The 18191-nt window shown below is 53.0% G+C and carries 14 protein-coding genes; 9 read left to right on the top strand and 5 right to left on the bottom strand.

Annotated features, from left to right (window positions below):
* Nucleotides 1–232: 232 nt before the first annotated feature.
* The gene (locus R3C20_08570; protein ID MEZ6040546.1) at nt 233–2620 is read right to left on the bottom strand and encodes a M1 family metallopeptidase; all 2388 of its coding nucleotides are present in this window, start codon (nt 2618–2620) and stop codon (nt 233–235) included.
* A gap of 360 nt (nt 2621–2980) precedes the next feature.
* Nucleotides 2981–3169 carry a carbon storage regulator CsrA gene (csrA, locus tag R3C20_08575; protein MEZ6040547.1) on the bottom strand — a complete coding sequence of 63 codons (189 nt, stop codon included), beginning with the start codon at nt 3167–3169 and terminating at the stop codon, nt 2981–2983.
* Nucleotides 3170–3806: 637 nt separating this feature from the next.
* On the opposite strand from csrA, the gene R3C20_08580 reads away from it, so the two are divergent.
* From R3C20_08580 to R3C20_08595, 4 genes are all read left to right on the top strand, one after another.
* Complete coding sequence (locus R3C20_08580) at nt 3807–4427, top strand: ATP-binding cassette domain-containing protein (protein MEZ6040548.1); 621 nt, start codon at nt 3807–3809, stop codon at nt 4425–4427.
* Between the two features lie 31 nt (nt 4428–4458).
* Nucleotides 4459–4719: a DUF4162 domain-containing protein gene (locus R3C20_08585; protein MEZ6040549.1), complete on the top strand. Its 261-nt coding sequence runs from the start codon at nt 4459–4461 to the stop codon at nt 4717–4719.
* Nucleotides 4712–6145 (top strand): ABC transporter permease, encoded by a 1434-nt coding sequence (locus tag R3C20_08590; GenBank protein MEZ6040550.1) that lies wholly within the window; start codon nt 4712–4714, stop codon nt 6143–6145. Before R3C20_08585 ends, R3C20_08590 begins: the two co-directional genes overlap by 8 nt.
* A gap of 135 nt (nt 6146–6280) precedes the next feature.
* Nucleotides 6281–7687 carry a DUF6605 domain-containing protein gene (locus tag R3C20_08595; GenBank protein MEZ6040551.1) on the top strand — a complete coding sequence of 469 codons (1407 nt, stop codon included), beginning with the start codon at nt 6281–6283 and terminating at the stop codon, nt 7685–7687.
* 320 nt (nt 7688–8007) lie between these two features.
* Here R3C20_08595 and R3C20_08600 read toward each other — a convergent pair whose 3' ends face one another.
* Nucleotides 8008–8322 (bottom strand): HU family DNA-binding protein, encoded by a 315-nt coding sequence (locus R3C20_08600; GenBank protein ID MEZ6040552.1) that lies wholly within the window; start codon nt 8320–8322, stop codon nt 8008–8010.
* Between the two features lie 451 nt (nt 8323–8773).
* Here R3C20_08600 and R3C20_08605 point away from each other — a divergent pair, with 451 nt between their 5' ends.
* The 5 genes from R3C20_08605 (at nt 8774) to R3C20_08625 (ending at nt 14346) form a co-directional block, all read left to right on the top strand.
* Complete coding sequence (locus R3C20_08605; protein MEZ6040553.1) at nt 8774–9376, top strand: RsmD family RNA methyltransferase; 603 nt, start codon at nt 8774–8776, stop codon at nt 9374–9376.
* Entirely contained in the window at nt 9373–10398 is a 1026-nt protein-coding gene (locus R3C20_08610) for a YdjY domain-containing protein (GenBank protein ID MEZ6040554.1), read from the top strand. The genes R3C20_08605 and R3C20_08610 overlap by 4 nt, the downstream gene beginning before the upstream one ends.
* Nucleotides 10395–13088, top strand: coding sequence for a hypothetical protein (locus R3C20_08615; protein MEZ6040555.1), 2694 nt, complete (start codon nt 10395–10397; stop codon nt 13086–13088). The genes R3C20_08610 and R3C20_08615 overlap by 4 nt, the downstream gene beginning before the upstream one ends.
* Before the next feature lie 290 nt (nt 13089–13378).
* Entirely contained in the window at nt 13379–13768 is a 390-nt protein-coding gene (locus R3C20_08620; protein MEZ6040556.1) for a TraR/DksA family transcriptional regulator, read from the top strand.
* Nucleotides 13768–14346 carry a signal peptidase II gene (locus R3C20_08625; protein MEZ6040557.1) on the top strand — a complete coding sequence of 193 codons (579 nt, stop codon included), beginning with the start codon at nt 13768–13770 and terminating at the stop codon, nt 14344–14346. Before R3C20_08620 ends, R3C20_08625 begins: the two co-directional genes overlap by 1 nt.
* A 36-nt stretch (nt 14347–14382) precedes the next feature.
* Here R3C20_08625 and asnS read toward each other — a convergent pair whose 3' ends face one another.
* On the bottom strand, nt 14383–15774 hold the full coding sequence (asnS, locus tag R3C20_08630) for an asparagine--tRNA ligase (protein MEZ6040558.1): 1392 nt from the start codon (nt 15772–15774) through the stop codon (nt 14383–14385).
* A 209-nt stretch (nt 15775–15983) separates the two neighbouring features.
* Nucleotides 15984–17933: a sulfatase-like hydrolase/transferase gene (locus R3C20_08635; GenBank protein MEZ6040559.1), complete on the bottom strand. Its 1950-nt coding sequence runs from the start codon at nt 17931–17933 to the stop codon at nt 15984–15986.
* Nucleotides 17934–18191: the final 258 nt, after the last annotated feature.

Raw genomic sequence — 18191 nt, forward strand, 5'->3', positions numbered from 1 at the left:
GCCTGCTGAAGAACGGGACCGGCTCGAGCAGGAGACCTTAAAACACCACGGTTTCCAGCCGTCCAGCATGCCTGTCCCGGTTTTTCAACGGTCGGTTCGTTAGGTAAGCAGGTCGCAACAATCGCCATGCGGACTGCTGGCGATCTGTCAGCTCAAATCGAATGCCCGGCGGGCAGGAATTCAGGCTGCCTGCCGCCTGTCACCGTCCTGGATGACGGCTGCCCAATGAATGCTATTCAGACGCCTTTTCCTTCTTCTCTGAATCATCACCTTTTGCGTTAGCTTCTTTCTTGCTGCCCAGACCTGCCTTTTGCATTTCATTCGTTTCCTTGCGTTGCTGATACAACTTGAAACGACTTTTCGTAATTCGGGGCGGAAATACGTTGTTCGAGAGAACTGTATCCGCTGTTTCCAGATGTGGATCCAGCTCGATCGATTCGATCTCTTTCGGACTCATGATCAGTTTGGATGTCTCCTCGCAGTTTTGAGCCCAGATTTCGGCAGGCAGCCGCACTTCCGAAGTTGTCCCGTCGGCGTAGTGAAGCTTCAGAATAACGGGCATCACCAGGCCGCCGATGTTTTCCAGGTCAACGATGTAGAAATTCGTCTTCTGCCCAAGCAGTCGCCGTTCATCCTCTGGCAGGTCTTTCAGGTATTTATCGAACTTCTTTTTCTCTGCGTCAGTCACCTCGAGGTCGTCAAACGAATTGTAGAAGTCTTTCAGCTCCGGGAAATCGTCGGTCCGCTTATGAATTCCTTCGTTGCGTTGTTGTGACATTGTCTCGGGTTTTGCATCCCGTTCAGCCCGTTTGAACTCGCTGTCTTTTGCAGGGTTGCCGTCATTAATGGTGTAGTGCCGAACATTGGAGATGCCGATGTCTACGTGATCAGTACTGTAAAACCAGCCTCGCCAGAACCAATCCAGATCGACTCCACTGGCATCCTCCATTGTGCGAAAGAAGTCGGCGGGGTAAGGACGCTTATTTTTCCATCGTTGTGCGTATTCGCGAAACGCGAAGTCAAACAGTTCGCGTCCAAGAATCGTCTCACGAAGAATATTCAAAGCAGTGGCAGGCTTTGAATAGGCGTTGGGGCCGAACTGCAGCAGCGATTCTGAATTCGTCATCACCGGCACCTGGTTAGTGCTTCGCATGTACTCCACAATATCCTTCGGTTCGCCGCGTCGGGATGGATAATCTTCCTCCCATTCAACTTCGGCCAGATACTGAAGGAATGTGTTCAGTCCTTCATCCATCCATGTCCACTGTCGCTCATCCGAGTTCACGATCATGGGGAAGTAGTTGTGGCCAACTTCATGAATCACGACGGAAATTAATCCGTACTTGGTTCGCGCGGTATATGTTCCGTCTTCCTCTGGGCGAGGACCATTGAAGCAGATCATGGGATATTCCATACCCCCAACAGGACCGTTTACCGATATGGCCGTGGGGTAAGGATATTGAAATGTGTAACGGGAATAGACTTGCAGGGTATGAACGATGGCGTGTGTTGAATAACGACTCCACAGCGGCTCAGCCTCATTCGGATAAAACGACATCGCCATTACCTGATTGCCGTCGGAATCGTGCCCCATCGCGTCCCAGATGAATTTGCGTGAAGACGCGAAGGCAAAGTCACGGACATTGGTTGCTTTAAACACCCAGGTTCGCTTCCCTTCAGCTTTCTCTGCCTGATTCGCCATTGCTTCCTCAGGTGTAATCACGAATACCGGCTTCTTCGAGGTCTTCGCGTCCAGAAGGCGTTTACGCTGGGCTTCTGACAACACTTCCGTTGGATTCAGCAGCACGCCGGTGGACGCTACCACGTGGTCTTCCGGTACCGTGATCCGTACGACATAGTCACCAAACTCCAGCGTGAACTCACCTTTGCCCAGAAACTCCTTATTCTGCCAGCCAGTGACATCGCTGTAGACACACATGCGAGGAAACCACTGAGCGATCTCATAGATATAGTTGTCGTCCTTTGGGAAATGCTCGCAACCACCGCGAGCTCGCAGACGATTCACCTCAGGAATATTGTATTCCCACGCAATCCTGATGGACGTAGATTGCCCGGGAGATAACTCGTCATTCAAATCGATGCGCATGTTGCTTCCAACAACAGTGTGGCGCAGAACACGATTGGACTTGTCGTCGCGACAATCCCTGATCTTCGTGCCTCCGGGAAATCGGGATGCCAGTACCAGGGAATCCATGTCCTTGAACGACATGGATGGAGACAGACGCGGCGCGGTTTGTGATCGATTGGCGGCTGATTGAGGATGAAACCGATTTGCATCCAGCTGCAACCAAACATACCGAAGCGAATCGGGAGAATTGTTCTGGTACGTGATGACTTCGCTGCCAACGATCCGCTGCTTTTCGTCGTCCAGTTCGACGTTGATATCGTAGTCCGCCTTCTGTTGCCAATACCTGTGACCAGGGGCTCCTGAAGCGGTGCGATAGTCATTCGGTGTCGGAAGAATTTCTTCCAGCTGCCGAAACTTATCCGGCTGAGCATATTTCGTATTGACGACCGATTGCGCGATCAACAACGGACCGACGTTCATAACAGCTGCGAAAGCAATCAATGCCACGGGGTGACAGTTTGCACGATGCATGGGCAGGATCTCTCGAGGGCTGGTGTTTCAATCGATCCAGATAACTCTGATCGTCAAAACGGCAGAATGGCAGGAAAAACTCGCCTGGCCAAAGTGCAAAAGATAGCGACCCTCAGCGGGCGTATACACCGTCAAAGTGCGCAATGCTCGAAAAGCAGGAAATCCGAGAATGAGGAATTCCGCACGGGAGGAATAGGGGGGAAGATGAGAGGAAGCAAAAGTGGATCAAGCCATCCCGTTTCGAGAGGCGATCACACAGTCGAAGAAAAATCGATCATTTCCCGCGGTAGGCGCGCCCGACCACGCCGGGGCCAGAACAGATGATTCAGGCCCATGTTTCTTCGGTAAAGAAAAGAACTCTCAGGCGTTCTTTTTCTCGTCGGTATTTTCGCGTTTGATCGCTTCGTAGACTTCTTCACGATGAACAGTGACGTCGCGAGGAGCTTCGATGCCCAGACGCACCTTGTCGCCGCGGATCTCAATGACCATCAGAGTGATGGAGTCCCCAATTACGATCTTCTCATCTTTTTTTCGGCTGAGTACTAACATGTCCAGTCCCTGGTCAATCTTTCATCGTGAATGATTGCGACCCGATTCACTCTTCTAAAATGCCCCGCCCCACAAAGGGCAGATGCGTCCGGGTAGCTGTAAATACACGTTTCCGTTGACGCCGTGCGTCCTTCGGCAATCGAACGTAGAACAGTTTCGACTGGAGTCACCAAAAATCTGCAAGAATTGCCGCTCGTGTGGCGACTGGGCAGCAGATGTTGCCGGTTTGTATGGGCGGGGAGCGTAGTAACGGGTTCGTTTGTTCCGATTTTTCTGCATGAATGCGTTGCTCCACGGTGGAACTGTCCCACGATTCGCAGTTCAATTCGCCCCGTGCAGTGACGTGAAAAAGCACGAATTGAGTTGACCAAAGCTGTCTGGCGTTGTGTCTCGGGAGTCTTTTGTGCAACTGAACTTGAGTCTTTTGTGCGACTGAAAAGGCACTCAATCGATGACATCACCTGAGCAGGTCGGGGGCGACTCGCAGTTCGACCATTGGCACAGGCGACCCCTGAAGGAGACACTGCGGTGTTTTCGGAACAGTCCCCAGGAAATTAAGCTCGACAACGAATCAGACTCTGATTGCGGCAGCATCGCTCAGGACTACACGGCATCCTGTCTACGAAGGTAAATCACAATGACATCTGGTGAAGCGGATTCTTGGGCTGTGGAGCTCACGAATGTCACCAAGCGTTTTGGAAAGCACACTGCGGTTCGAAATCTCGACTTGCGCATTCCAAAGAATTCGATTTACGGCTTCATTGGGCCTAACGGTTCCGGCAAGACAACCACCATCCGGATGATTCTGCGAATCTTTCGACCGGATGAAGGTCTGGTGAGCGTGCTCGGAGAGCAGGTCGGGGACTGTGCAGATGATCGTGTGGGCTACCTGCCCGAAGAACGTGGTCTGTATCGCCGAATGAAAGTTCGCGAACTCCTTCGATACTACGCCCGCCTCAAAGGCTTTCGAGACTGCGATGACGAGATTACACGGTGGCTGGAACGTCTCGGTGCAGGTGACTGGGGAGAGAAGAAGATTGAGGGACTATCCAAAGGAATGGCTCAGAAGATCTCATTCATTTCCGCCGTCATCGCGAAACCGCAGCTGCTGATACTGGACGAGCCGTTCAGCGGACTCGACCCGGTCAATCTGGAAACATTGCGAGACGCTATTCTTGAGGTGCGTCAGCAGGCACGACGATCATCTTTTCCACCCACGAAAAGGACGCAGAGCGACTGTGTGACACCGTGTTTATGATTCACAACGGCGATAAGGTCTGGACGGTACGGTGGCTTCAATTCAGGCTCAGTATCCGGCCGATCAGGTGAAGCTGAGGCTTTCGAGCGATTCTGAATTGCCCGGCCAGATGCGAGGTGTGATTTCACGTGAGAAACAGGGGTCGTTTTCTCTGCTGAAGCTGTCGCCCGATGCAAATCTCGACGAATTGCTGCAAACCCTTGTGAATTCCTGTCGCGTTGAACACTTTGAATTGGTGCGACCATCTTTGCATAACATTTTTGTTCGCATCGCGGGGCCTTCCAATGAATAAGATTCTGACAATCGCTCGCCGCGAATATCAGGCAATGGTCGCAACCAAAGCATTCGTTCTGGGGATGGCCATGATGCCCGTCCTGATGCTTGGCGGAATGTGGTTGCCGAAGATGCTGAAAGGGCTGGAGAAATCGCGCGAACGCACGATTGCCGTCATCGACCACAGTGGCGAAATGCTGCCGCTGCTTCAGAAGATTACTGATGAACGGAACGCGATTGTCAAACCTGCTGTCAGCGCAGGAGACAGCGAAAGCAGTGAGTCAACCGATGATGCCGTGACCGCCAGGGAATCGAAGGAAAGCCGGGACAGACGTGAGGCCCTGGAATCAATGGGTTTAAACGACATCAATACTTACGTCCTGAAATCGCATCCGACGGAAGGATTTGGGGACGAGCAGCGACTGGAACTGTCTGAAGAAATCAGGAACGGAAAGCTCTATGCATTCCTGGAGATCCCCGCCGATCTGTTGACTGCCCCTGCGATGGATCCAGCCCATCCTGAATCATCATCGTTGCCCGCTGTGACGTACTGCGCGCAGGACGCCGCATTGTCTGATGCGAAACGCTGGCTTGGCTCAGCAATCAATCAACTTGTCAAGGCGCGGAGAATGGCAGATGCAGGTGTGTCTCCTGTTGTACTGCTGGAACTCGAAAGGAAGACGCCACTGAAGGCTTCCGGGTTATTCGAACGAAATGATGCTGGCGATATCGTCAGCGAAGATAAGCCCGATGAGATTACACAAATGTTACTGCCGATGGGCATCATGATGCTGATGTTCATGATTGTAATGATGTCAGCTCAGCCCATGCTTGAAAGTGTTCTGGAAGAAAAGACGCAGCGGATTTCGGAAGTGCTCCTGGGATCAGCCAATGCGAGGCAGTTGATGACCGGCAAACTGCTCGGTAACGTGGGCGGATCATTGACGGTTTTCGCCCTTTATGCGGCTGGAGGTTACGCCGTCGCCAATCTGAACGGACAGAGCGATCGGATTCCATTTCATATCCTGCCCTGGTTCACTGTCTATCAGTTATTGGCCGTATTGATGTTCAGCTCGGTCTTTATGGCCATCGGCGCTTCGGTCTCACAGTTGCGAGAAGCTCAAAGTTTGTTACTGCCCGTCTGGATGGTTATGCTGCTTCCGATGATGGTCTGGTTTAACGTGGTGCGAGAGCCCAATAGTACGCTTGCCACCACGTTATCATTTTTTCCGCCATCCACGCCATTGATGATGACACTGAGGCTGGCTACGGGAGCGACGATACCCATTTGGCAGATTGTTACAAGCGTGTTCCTGATGATCGCGGCCACATGGATCGGAGTGACATTCGCCAGCCGAATTTATCGTGTTGGTATTCTCTGGCAGGGCAAGACGCCCCGAGTCAGCGACATGTTAGGCTGGATTGTGAGAGATCCGACAAAATAATCTCCGGGACCGCCACTTCAATCAGTCCTGCTCCCCAGCGCTGCTTCTCCCGCCAGTCATCTGAAGTTATTCTTCTGGTTCTTCAACGCCCTCATCGGCTGAGACAACCAGGGAATTGCTGTGGGAGTTAAACAGATGCACGCGAGATTGCACTTTGGAATTCTGGTGTTTTGCACGGTTTCTGCTGGAAGCTGCTGTGAGTTGACAGCCGACCAGATTCCTCCCGCCAAACCTTACGTGGCCGGGTATTCAGACAAAGTCAGCTATGTGGCCGGTGAAACAGTCCATCTGCATCTTTCATCCAACTGCGGGTCGGCATCGATACTCGTCCAGCGGATTGCAAAGGAGGCAACAACGGTCCTTGAAGAGCAGGATGTTGTCGTTACCGAACAGCGAATCCCGGATCGCGCATCATCGGACGGCTGCGGCTGGCCAGCATCGACAACGTTTCTCGTTTCGAAAGACTGGAAGAGCGGATATTACCAGGTGACGCTCAGCGGTAGAAAAGAGGATGAAACGGCGACCTCAACGTTGTTCTTCATCGTTCGTTCGGCAGCTCCCGGCAGAGACACGTCGATCCTGATTCAGCTGGCCACCAATACCTATAACGCCTACACCAACTGGGGCGGCCACAGCCTTTATGCGTACCACGATCGTGATGGACTCCAGGGACATCAGGTGTCGTTTGATCGTCCCGTGACTTCACAATTCAATAATTGGGAACGCCCATTTGTGGCCTGGGCCGAATCAAATGGGTACTCCATCGACTATGCAGCCAACAGCGATCTGGAGTTTCATCCGGAAATACTGAGACACTACAAGCTGGTGCTGAGTGTCGGACACGACGAATACTGGTCATCGCCGATGCGGGATCATCTGGAGGCATTCATCGCGGAGGGCGGCAATGCAGCGTTCTTCAGTGGAAACACCTGCTGCTGGCAGGTTCGCAGTGATTCGAACGGCCGCTCACTGACCTGCTGGAAACAGTGGTACAATGTCGATCCGATGTATCGCGTTGGTGATCAAAAACTGCTGGCGACGTTGTGGAGCCACCATCTTATCGGCCGTCCGGAAAATGAACTCACTGGCGTCGGGTTTCTCTGGGGAGGCTACCACCGCAGCCATGGTCAGTTCATGGACGGCCCGGCATCCTATATCGTCCATCGCCCGGATCACTGGGTTTATGAAGGGACGAATCTTGCACGCGATGACCGTTTCGGGGGGAAGGACACGATTGTCGGTTACGAATGTGACGGTTGCGAAATGGTCTGGAAAGATGGACTACCGTTTCCAACGCATTCAGATGGAACGCCTGAATCGTTTACGATTCTCGGAACCTGCCCGGCAAAGTGGCATCCCGGCGACAGCTTATTCTATGAACGATTTCCCGAAGACCGCGTCGGAGCCGCCGTCATGGGGATCTACACGCGAGGCGGCACGGTTTTCACATGTGGTGCAACAGATTGGTCACATGGACTTCGAGGAAATGATCCTGCTGTTGTGCAGATCACACGAAATGTTCTGAATCGCCTGTCAAGATAGGCTCTACGAATCTGTGAGTACCTGTTTGCTGTCCTTGAAGTAACCGCTTCAGCAGTTGGGGGATACTGTCTTGTTCCAGCAGTTTGGCCTTGTACGGGCGGATTGAGCGTGTTGGAGCAGTTTGACCCTGTTGGAGCGGATTGACAGCGAAACAAAAAATCGGCGGAGGTTTCCCTTCGCCGATTTCAGGCAAAAGCCGCTGCTATTTGTACCGAACGAGCTGTGGGTGTTGGCGAACGCCTAACGGGACCGACACAACAAATTCGAGCGGTAGCTCGACTTTGAAAATGATGCTGGCACGCTGGATGCCAGCGGTATGATTAAATCATTTCCTTCAGCTTCTTCAGTGGTCGTACTTTGACAACCTTCGTCTTTGGCTTTGCAGCGATCAGCATCGGTGTGCCATCTTTTGGATTCTTGCCCATGCGTTCCTTGGTGGCAGGGCGTTCGTGCACATAGATCTTCATCAGGCCGGGCAGATTGATGATGCCAGGACCCTTCTTAAGGTTGGATTCGATCAGAGCTTCCAGAGCCTCCAGAACTGCATTGACATCCTTCTTGTTCTGGCCGGTTGCTTCTGCCAGTGCATTCAGAATCTCCGTCTTTGAGATCGGCTTTGCAGCTTTCTTTGCCATCTTCAATTCGCTCCCTGTTAGTTTGGTTTGTAATACTTCAAGTCATCCCGTTTGGCAGGGAAGCACCGGCAGTGCCGGAAATCCCCTGTGTTTTTTGCACGGAGTAAAGATCTGTTCGTAAAAACTGTCAATCGTTCGTCGTATTGAAAATGCTCAATTCCCTGAGTTTTTCAGGTTTTTTACGTCTTTCGTCGATGTCGACGGAGTTCAGAGAATCTCACGCGTTGATGTTGCACACCAAAAGTGCGACCGCCGTGGTCGGAGATGTCGCGCCAGGTCAGGGATCTGAAAGCGCAGCACAGGCGAATTGCGAGCATCGCGTTTGCTTCTTCGCCCTGCCATCCCATGCATGCACTCGGCTTTGTCGAAGCGGATAGCTACAATTCACACATCGATTCAAATCGGACACAACTTTCGGTGTTGCAGGTTTTCTTTCTGGATGCGGCTGTTTATGGCACTTCGAGTGATCGCTGGAAAATATCGACGACGTTTGTTGAGAACTCCGCACGGCCTGTCAACTCGCCCATACACGGATCGCGTTCGACAGGTTGTCTTCGACCGGATATCCGACATTGTGGAGTTTGCTCGTGTGGCGGATGTGTTCTCGGGCGTCGGCACGATGGGGATGGAAGCACTCAGTCGAGGGGCTTCATCGTGCGTATTCTTCGAAGGTGACCAGGATGTCCATGCATCACTGAAAGAAAACCTCGAGGCCATTGCGCCGGATGAAAGGTCGATCTGCTGGCGAACGGATATTCGCCGGACTTCATTTCGACCGAACGGAGGAGAAGACTGCCTTCCGTATTCTTTGATTTTCTTTGATCCGCCTTATGCTGACGTCAATCAACTGTTGCCGGGCAAGCCTCTTAGCCAGAGCCTTCGACGACTATCAAAAGAATCGATCAGCTCCCCCGATGCCGTTCTCATACTGCGTACCCCGGCAAAGACAGATCTCGAAATCTTCGAAGGCTGGGAACTGGATGAACGGTGGGATATCTCCACGATGATTATCTGGAAGCTTCGCAAACCATCAACAGCGGAAACCTCGCCATGAGAAGCCAACGATTCGGCCGCCGCCCAGGAAAACTTGCAACCGCGATGGCAGTAGCAATGGCAGCCATTCTCGTCATGCACATCGCGGCCAGGGCAGATGAAAACACAGTTCCCTCCGCATCCGAAATCGTTGAGCAGACAACGACGCAGTCGGATTCTCAGGAGGTTCCGGCTCCGAAACCGGAGAAGGCTGAACAGAAAAAAACAGAGTTGCCAGCCGAATTGCTGAAGCTCACGCAATCAGCGACTGCGTTAAATCCAGAGAAGACCGTCATGCTTGACCTGAAAGGCGGACGGCTGATTGTGAAGACCGAGGTTGCCTGCCGAAACTGTATTCTTGAGATGCTTTGCGTGCCCGAAGGGATCAAGGAGCATGAAACCATTCTTAGAGTCAAAACGAAAGCTTACGTGATTCATACCGGGCTCGTCGCTTTGGGGGCAGAGCCCGGCAGACCTGCGCGGTTTTCTCCACAGTTTGAACCGCCAAGCGGTACGAAGCTCAGTATTTACGCTGCGTGGGTCGATGAGGACGGGAAACTCCAGCGAAAAGATGTTCGAGATTGGGTTCGTCATAACATCCATCGTTACTATTCAGCCCCGTTATCTTCGCCCCCACCAGGTCTGAAGCTGCCCTACAAGGAACTGCGTTGGGATAAATTCAATAACGAAATTCTGTGGTACGGCCCCCTGTCAGATACTGATCGAGACGATCTGCTGAGCAAATGGGACAACGTTAAGTTTCAGGATGCCATTCGGTCGTTTCATGCTGATTCAAAGAGTCGCCGAATGGAAGCTGACTTTGTCTTTGCCGGAAGTCAGTTTTATACGGATCCGGAGACAAATCTGAGGACCTATCAGGCGGAAGGAGGCTACCTGATTTGTGTTGCCAATTTTGGTGATTCCATGATCGATGTTCGTGAGGAAAGTTCGGCCAGTGACGGTGCTCAGGCTTATGAAGCCTGGACAGAACACATCCCGGCTGAGAACACGCCCGTCCTGCTTGAAATTGTTCCCGCAAAATGATTTCAGAAGAAGCCAACGGCAGCCGGGAGAGTCGATCGATCATCCGTATTCGCGGCGCGAGAACGCACAATCTTCAGAACATCGATGTCGATCTGCCCTGCGGTAAGCTGATCGTGATGACAGGAGTCAGCGGCTCCGGAAAGAGCAGTCTCGCATTCGACACTTTATTTGCTGAAGGACAACGTCGCTATCTGGAAAGCGTCTCAGCACAGACACGATCCTTCATTTCACAACTGCCTCGCCCTGATGTCGATGACATTTCCGGACTGCCTCCCACAGTGTGCGTCGACCAACGGACCAACAGCGTTCCGGTTCGTACAACCCTGGCGATTACAACCGAGATCTATGATTTCCTTCGCGTCCTCTATGCACGTGCAGGAACCGCTCACTGTACGGAATGCGGACAACCTGTCAGCAGCCAGACGATTGATCAAATCGTCCAGCGCACACTGCAACTTCCCGACCGCACGAAACTGATGATCCTGTCTCCGATGGTTCGAGACCGTCGGGGAGCACACAAAGAAATTCTTGAGCGCATTGCCCGCAATGGATTTGTAAGGGCCAGAGTCGATGGAGAACTCGTGGATCTTGCTGACATTCAGGATCTCGCTCAAACACGCAACCACACAATCGAAGCTGTAATTGATCGAATCATTATCAAAGAGGGTATTGAGCAACGAATCCGTGAATCGGTTGAACTGGCGTGTCGCGAAAGTGACGGCACGTGCATCGTTTGCTTTCAAAGAGATGACCACTGGGATGAGGCCTTCTACAGCACCAGATTCAGCTGTGCAAAATGCGACCTCAGTTTTCCGACCCCCGAACCCCGTTCGTTCAGTTTTAACTCTGCCTGGGGAGCCTGTCCGAAATGTGAAGGCCATGGAGCGCGAGGGGCCATCGAAGAGGATGGTGCCAATATTCGCTTTCTGCGTGAGGCCTGTTCGGACTGCCACGGGAGTCGACTAAAGAAGTTTCCTGCCGCCGTCACCTTCTTCGGCGTGACCATTTCGGAATTCACAGGTCAATCCATTGCCAGCGCCTTTGCCACGATCGAAAAATGGAGCGCATGTCTGGCCAGTGCGGATTCGCCGAAAGATGAGCGTGCGTTCGAAAACCTTTCGCAGGAATCACGACTGGTCGCATCGCGGACACTGCCGGATATTCAGCGGCGACTACAATGCCTGCTGGATGTCGGTCTGGATTATCTGTCCCTTGATCGAGCCACACGAACTTTATCCGGTGGCGAATTTCAGCGAGCGCGCCTCGCTGCGTGCCTCGGTATCGGTCTGAATGGTGCATGTTTTGTACTCGATGAACCGACGGCCGGGCTGCATCCTCGCGATACGGCTTGCCTGCTGAATACGCTGAATCGACTTCGAGATTCTGGTGCCACAGTTGTTGTCGTCGAGCATGATGGGGGCATCATGCGGGATGCCGACTGGCTCGTTGATCTGGGGCCCGGGGCCGGTATTGATGGCGGGCATTTGTTGTTCTCGGGCCGACCGGCCGACGCCGTATCCGTCGACTCCCCGACAGGAGATTTTCTCGCCGGCAGACTGAAGAACGTCCCGTCAGGCCAGCCGGAATTCAGAACCCACGCAGAAAATTCGAATCGACGAAGCCTGTTTCCTGTCGAGGGTCCAGGAGATTTCGGCGTCATCCGTATCAACAATGCTGCGTTGAACAATCTGCAAAACGTGTCTGTTGAAATTCCGCTCCGGCAGCTCGTTTGTGTCACAGGAGTCAGCGGCAGCGGAAAGAGCTCGCTGATCATGGAGACGCTGCTGCCTTACGCTGCGGCCTGTTGCGATATCAAGGGAGGGGCCACCTCCGGGAAACACCTCCAGACGCTGGCGCAGATCCTTTCGGACGTGAAGTGCGAAGCCATTACAGGGTTGGATCGTATCGACCGAGTGGTTTCGCTGGACAGCAGTCCGATTGGTCGAAGTTCACGGTCGTGCATTGCGACGATTACGGGCGTCTGGAACATCATTCGGCAGCTGTTTACGAAGACCCGCGAGGCAAGATCTCGTGGTTATGCCTCCAATCGATTCAGCTTCAATTCCGGCGACGGGCGTTGTGGCGATTGCAAAGGAACAGGTGTTCAAAATCTTCACATGAGCTTCCTGCCGGAAACAACCGTTCCATGCCCCACGTGTCGGGGACAGCGATTCAACCGAGCCACGTTATCCATCTGCTTCAACAGCAGGAATGTGGCTGATGTACTGAACCTTCGCGTCGACGAAGCCTGTCAGTTTTTCTCTGAGTTCAATCGCATCGTGACAGTGCTCCAGTCGCTTCAGGATGCGGGACTGGGATACCTGAAACTGGGACAGCCCTCCAGCACGTTCTCGGGAGGCGAATCACAACGAGTTCGCCTGGCCACAGAACTTGCCACCAAACAATCAGCGGCCACTCTGTATATCTTCGATGAACCCACATCGGGACTGCATCCGGCAGACGTCCATCGGCTGATTGCCATTCTGAAGCGTTTGGTGACAGATGGTCACAGCGTGCTGGTTGTCGAACATCAAACCGATCTGATGCGGTCTGCGGACTGGATTATTGATGTTGGCCCCGAAAGTGGTGGCGGCGGAGGTCAAATCGTTTCTCAGGGCTCGCCGATCGAGCTTGCAAGTCGCGGACAGACTGCCACTGAAGTCGCATTGCGAAATGAATCGCTGCGATAAATGCGCAGAGTGAGCAGCAGACATGGCAATACGTACACACCCACAATACTGTTCGTCTGGCCAGTGCATTGTCTTTCCCGGCGGGGAGATGAACGATGAAATCGATTCTTTGATCGAAGTTCTGAATCCGAATCTTAGTTTTCAGGCAAATTTGCTCAATTATGCGTATCCGAGATTGGTATCAAGGCGTTCGGGAATCTTGACGGTGTCCATCACGGGTTCCATAATCCCACCCCCGCCGCGGGTTGATCAACGCCCGCAATGCAACCATCCAGAAATGAGACCAGTCCATGAAATCTGACAATACTGCGGAATTCCGTACTCTGCTGAATGTGCTTCAGGCTCGCCTGCGCGGTGACGTAGAGCAGTTGCAGGAGGAGGCCCTTTCTGGTTCTAATTCGGGCAATGATCAGCGTTCCTCAAATCACATGGCGGAAATGGGCTCTGATGCCTGGGATCTCGACTTCTCACTCCACCTGGTCGAAAACGATCAGGAAGTCATGAAAGAGATCTCAGCAGCGCTCAAGCGTTTGGATGCTGGTACATTTGGTCTGTGTGAAGGATGTCTCGAAAAAGGGGTGAGCGAAGCGAAAGCGCGCATCCCAAAAGCTCGACTTCAGGCAATCCCCTATGCTCGCAATTGTGTTGAGTGTGAGAGGTTGCGAGAAGAAGGATTCTGATGGATCGTCTCCCGCGAAACCGCTATTTCATTTTTGGATTTCTTTCGAGTGGCAGCCTTTGGCTGGATCTCTGGTCGAAAGATCGCGTCTTCGCGGAACTGGGACTATTCAATCGAACCGGGTGGCTGCTGGACGGTTGGGTGAAGTTCGAACTGCACACAAACCTGAACATGGGCGCGCTTTGGGGAATGGGGCAGGGGTTTGCCGGCGTATTTGCAGCATTGAGCGTCGTAGCCTTTGTCGGCATCATCTACTATCTCTTCATCCGAAAAGCCGCTGTCAGCCTGTGGCTTACCGTAGCGCTGTCGTTCGTCACCGGAGGAACGCTCGGCAATCTTTACGATCGCCTCGGCATGCACGATGTGTGCCTGCCTGGACAGGATGTGCCAGCCAGAGCGGTTCGTGATTTTTTCCATTTCCAGCTGGGTTCGTTCGACTGGGCCATTTTTAATGTCGCAGACATCTGTCTCGTCACCGGCGCGATCATGCTCATGATCCAATCCATGCTTCAGCCCAATACGGCCAGCGAAGCTGTCAGTGAGAATGCACAGCCACCGCTTGCGGACCGAATCGCCTGACTGGTCGGCATAACGAGACATCCCCCTTTGCAGGTGTCAGAAATCTGCGTGGCCAGGTGTCCGTGGAAACGGAATCACGTCGCGTATGTTGGTCATGCCGGTGATCATCAGGACCGCGCGTTCGAGCCCAAGACCAAATCCTGAATGGGGCACGCTACCGAACTTTCGCAATTCGATGTACCACCAGTAATCGGCTGGATTCATGCCACATTCTTCGATTCTCGCGAGCAGTACATCCAGTCGCTCTTCACGCTGGCTGCCACCAATGATTTCGCCGACTCCCGGCACAAGAACGTCCATGGCACGAACCGTTTTGCCATCCTCGTTGCAACGCATGTAAAATGGCTTGAGTGTCCTGGGATAATCAAAAAGGATCACAGGCTGCCTGAAGTGTTCTTCCGTCAGAAATCGTTCGTGTTCCGTCTGAAGGTCACAGCCCCATTCCACAGCGTAATCGAACTGACGACCCGATGTCTTCAACAGCTCGATAGCCTCTGTGTAGGGCAGTCGAACGAACTGGTTGCTGCGAATGTTTTCGAGTGTGGAAAGGACAGTATTGTTGATTCGATCGTTGAAGAACTGCATGTCGTCGCCGCAGTCGTTCAGAACATCATTGATCATGGTTTTGATGAAGGACTCTGCCAGATCCATATTGTCGGGCAATTCGTAGAACGGCATCTCCGGCTCCACCATCCAGAATTCGGCCAGATGTCGCGTCGTGTTGCTGTTTTCAGCCCGAAACGTGGGACCGAAGGTATAACAGTCACCCACCGATGTCGCGTAAATCTCCGCTTCCAGCTGACCGCTTACCGTTAGCGAAGCGGGTTTGCCGAAGAAGTCCTGCTTCCAGTCAATCTCCGTCTTCAACTGTGCGAGCTTTACCAGGTCGAGCGTTGTAACCTGAAACATCTCCCCTGCGCCTTCGCAGTCACTGGCCGTAATGATTGGAGTATTGATGTAAAGGAAACCGCGCGACTGAAAAAAGTCATGAATCGAGCGACTGATGCGATTACGCACGCGTGCAACGGCTCCAAAAGTATTGGTGCGTGGTCGAAGGTGAGCGATCTCTCGAAGGAACTCCATACTGTGTCCCTTCTTCTGCAGCGGAAATGAGGCTGGATCGGCAATGCCCAGCAGATCCAGTGAAGTCGCATGCAGTTCAATCCGTTGCCCCTTACCCGGCGATTCCTTCAGAGTCCCCTCGACAGAAATACTGGCACCGGTCGTGATATCTTTGATGATCGCCTGATACCCCGGAACCGCAGAATCAACGACAATCTGCAGGTTCTTCATACAACTGCCGTCGTTGAGTTCGATAAACGAGAATCCGTTCTTCGAATCACGGCGTGTTCGTACCCAGCCCTTGGCAACAACTGTTGCTTCCGGCTGACCCTCAGCAAGTAACGATGCGATACGAACAACGGGCATGGTGAAATGCTTTCCGGATGAATGAAACGATGAACGCAGAAGCTTAAGACTGAGTTTTCTTGAAGGAGCGGCTGACCCTGGTGGACACCCGCTGAATCAAACATGACTGACAAAGATTGATCAACGGTGGCTTCGATCAGCACCAGCTTCGATCAACAGAGGCATTGAGCTTACGTGACACGGCCTGGCTGGCCTTTTCCCACTTGCCGCTATTCTCCGATGACACCAAACTCTGCCAAAGAGGCCAGTCCGGATTCGCTGTAGCCGGACAGGACCTTGATTCGAATATATCGACCTTTTGTCCCACGGCATGGAATCGTTTGAAGCTCTCGTGATTTTTCAAGAGTTGTCCCTGCAGAAATCAAATCGAACTTGTCCGGCACCTGGCTCACCGAGATCTCAATATCCCGAATGGCTCCATTCCAGCTTCCGTCCTGTCGAGACAGACAGACAAAGCCCCGGACGGAATGCTCGGCCCCCAAATCAACGATAATTTCATGAGGAAACTCGTCCTTTTGAGGAGCAAACCGGCTGTGCCAGTGAGAATTTGCATCCCCATCAATGATGTTCGTTGCGAATTTTCCATTGCCTGCATTCTCGCTGCTCACCCGGACAATGCTGAAGTTTCTGTTTGGAATCATCCCGTCAGAGGGCGCCCATGCAGCCCGCTTTGCTCGTCGTCGTGCTGGAGCCAATGGATCCGGGGCTGACGGATCATCATGCGTCCCAACTTTGGCCCGACGATCTCGCTGGTGGCGATCGGTCCGCTCAAACGTCCCCTCAACGGCGTCTTCATGGGCGGCCGCGGCAAGCTGCTTCAGTTTTTCGAGGACTTTCGGATTCGATTCGGCTTGGTTGATCGATTCAGAAGGATCACTGCTCAGATCGAACAGTTCCCATTGTTTGCCACTTCTGACCGCGCGCCAGTCGCCCTGTCGAATTGCAGCGGCATTTCCCATTTCCCAGTACAGATACTCGTGTTGTTTCTGAGCCTTGTCCGACTGTTCACCGAACAGCGTTGGCACGATGGAAACACCATCGGTATCTGCCGGGGGACTGGTCCTGGCCAAGTCTGCGAATGTAGGCATCAAGTCCGGAAAGTATCCCAGAAAATCCGATACCGTGCCGGCTTTGATTCGGCCAGGCCATCGGGCAATGAACGGGATCCGTAGTCCGCCTTCGTAGAGCGTGCCCTTCTTTCCCCGATATTCAACACCGGTCTCAGGGTTCTTATTTGCCGAGTGCACGCCCCTCGGATACTCCTTCGACGAAAAATAATCAGCTCCCCCGTTATCACCGCTGAAGATAACCAGAGTATTCTCCTCAAGCCCCAGTTCCCTGAGCAGCCCAAGGACTTCACCCACCTGACGATCGACCATACTGACCATGGCGGCATAGCGGCGAGCATCTTCGGGCCATGGCTCATCCTTGTAGAGCGGCCACGCAGGGTCTTCGTCGGGGATACTGAAAATGCCATGCGGTGGCGTGTAAGGCAGATAGGCAAAGAAAGGCTGATCGTGGTGCTGACGGATAAAGTCCATCGCTGCTTCGTGGATCAGATAATGCGAATACGTCTTTCCGGCAGACCCGCCATTGTTACCTTCGAGGGGGACTTCTTCGCTGTTGCGAATCAGATACGGCGGATAATAGCTGTGCGCATGAACCTGATCGTAATACCCAAAGAAAACATCAAAGCCATGTTTCTCAGGCACTCCGGATGAATCGCGGCCACCGTTTCCCCATTTGCCAAATCCGCCGGTCGCATAGCCAAGCGGTTTCAGCATGGATGCAACCGTTACTTCGTCTGCTCGCAGTGGCGTCCCCCCACCGTTGACTCGCACCGAAGTATGACCACTGTGTTTTCCGGTCAGGAAACAGCAACGAGTTGGTGCGCAAACCGATGATCCCGCCAGCATATTGCGGAATATCATTCCTTCTGCAGCCATCCGATCCAGATGCGGCGTCCTGATATTGCGGCCACCATTGAAACCGGGTTCGTAGTACCCCAGTTCGTCCACCATGATCATGACAATGTTTGGTCGAGTGATGGGACTGACATCACTGGAGGGTGTCGTTGCAACGGCAGCAACGGGCAAAAGAAACTGCAGCAGGAGCGCTGTCGTGGAGATTTGCAAGGGAATCGTTCCAGATCGCAACATTGAGTTTGGGCTTATAAGAATCGAATGGTCTGGTCGTTGCCCTGCTGCCTGCACATGAAAAAACGCAGATGAAAACAGGTGTCAAAACGACACGAGATGAATTGGCGTAACGCAGATGAAAAGGCAGGCTGCCAACTGAATTCCAGTTCCAGCTACTGTGCGACAACGATGAACGTTTTCCATCCGTACGTTGGAGCCGCCGCCTCCCGCCCCCGGAAAATTTTAGCGTCCGCCGGTAAGCCGATACAACCGGAGACG

The sequence above is a fragment of the Planctomycetaceae bacterium genome (genome assembly GCA_041398825.1).
Classification (GTDB): domain Bacteria; phylum Planctomycetota; class Planctomycetia; order Planctomycetales; family Planctomycetaceae; genus F1-80-MAGs062.

Coding starts and splice junctions, on each gene's coding strand:
- R3C20_08570 (MEZ6040546.1), bottom strand. CDS start 2,620: ATGCATCGTGCAAACTGTCACCCCGTGGCATTGATTGCTTTCGCAGCT.
- csrA (MEZ6040547.1), bottom strand. CDS start 3,169: ATGTTAGTACTCAGCCGAAAAAAAGATGAGAAGATCGTAATTGGGGAC.
- R3C20_08580 (MEZ6040548.1), top strand. CDS start 3,807: ATGACATCTGGTGAAGCGGATTCTTGGGCTGTGGAGCTCACGAATGTC.
- R3C20_08590 (MEZ6040550.1), top strand. CDS start 4,712: ATGAATAAGATTCTGACAATCGCTCGCCGCGAATATCAGGCAATGGTC.
- R3C20_08595 (MEZ6040551.1), top strand. CDS start 6,281: ATGCACGCGAGATTGCACTTTGGAATTCTGGTGTTTTGCACGGTTTCT.
- R3C20_08600 (MEZ6040552.1), bottom strand. CDS start 8,322: ATGGCAAAGAAAGCTGCAAAGCCGATCTCAAAGACGGAGATTCTGAAT.
- R3C20_08605 (MEZ6040553.1), top strand. CDS start 8,774: ATGGCACTTCGAGTGATCGCTGGAAAATATCGACGACGTTTGTTGAGA.
- R3C20_08610 (MEZ6040554.1), top strand. CDS start 9,373: ATGAGAAGCCAACGATTCGGCCGCCGCCCAGGAAAACTTGCAACCGCG.
- R3C20_08615 (MEZ6040555.1), top strand. CDS start 10,395: ATGATTTCAGAAGAAGCCAACGGCAGCCGGGAGAGTCGATCGATCATC.
- R3C20_08620 (MEZ6040556.1), top strand. CDS start 13,379: ATGAAATCTGACAATACTGCGGAATTCCGTACTCTGCTGAATGTGCTT.
- R3C20_08625 (MEZ6040557.1), top strand. CDS start 13,768: ATGGATCGTCTCCCGCGAAACCGCTATTTCATTTTTGGATTTCTTTCG.
- asnS (MEZ6040558.1), bottom strand. CDS start 15,774: ATGCCCGTTGTTCGTATCGCATCGTTACTTGCTGAGGGTCAGCCGGAA.
- R3C20_08635 (MEZ6040559.1), bottom strand. CDS start 17,933: ATGTTGCGATCTGGAACGATTCCCTTGCAAATCTCCACGACAGCGCTC.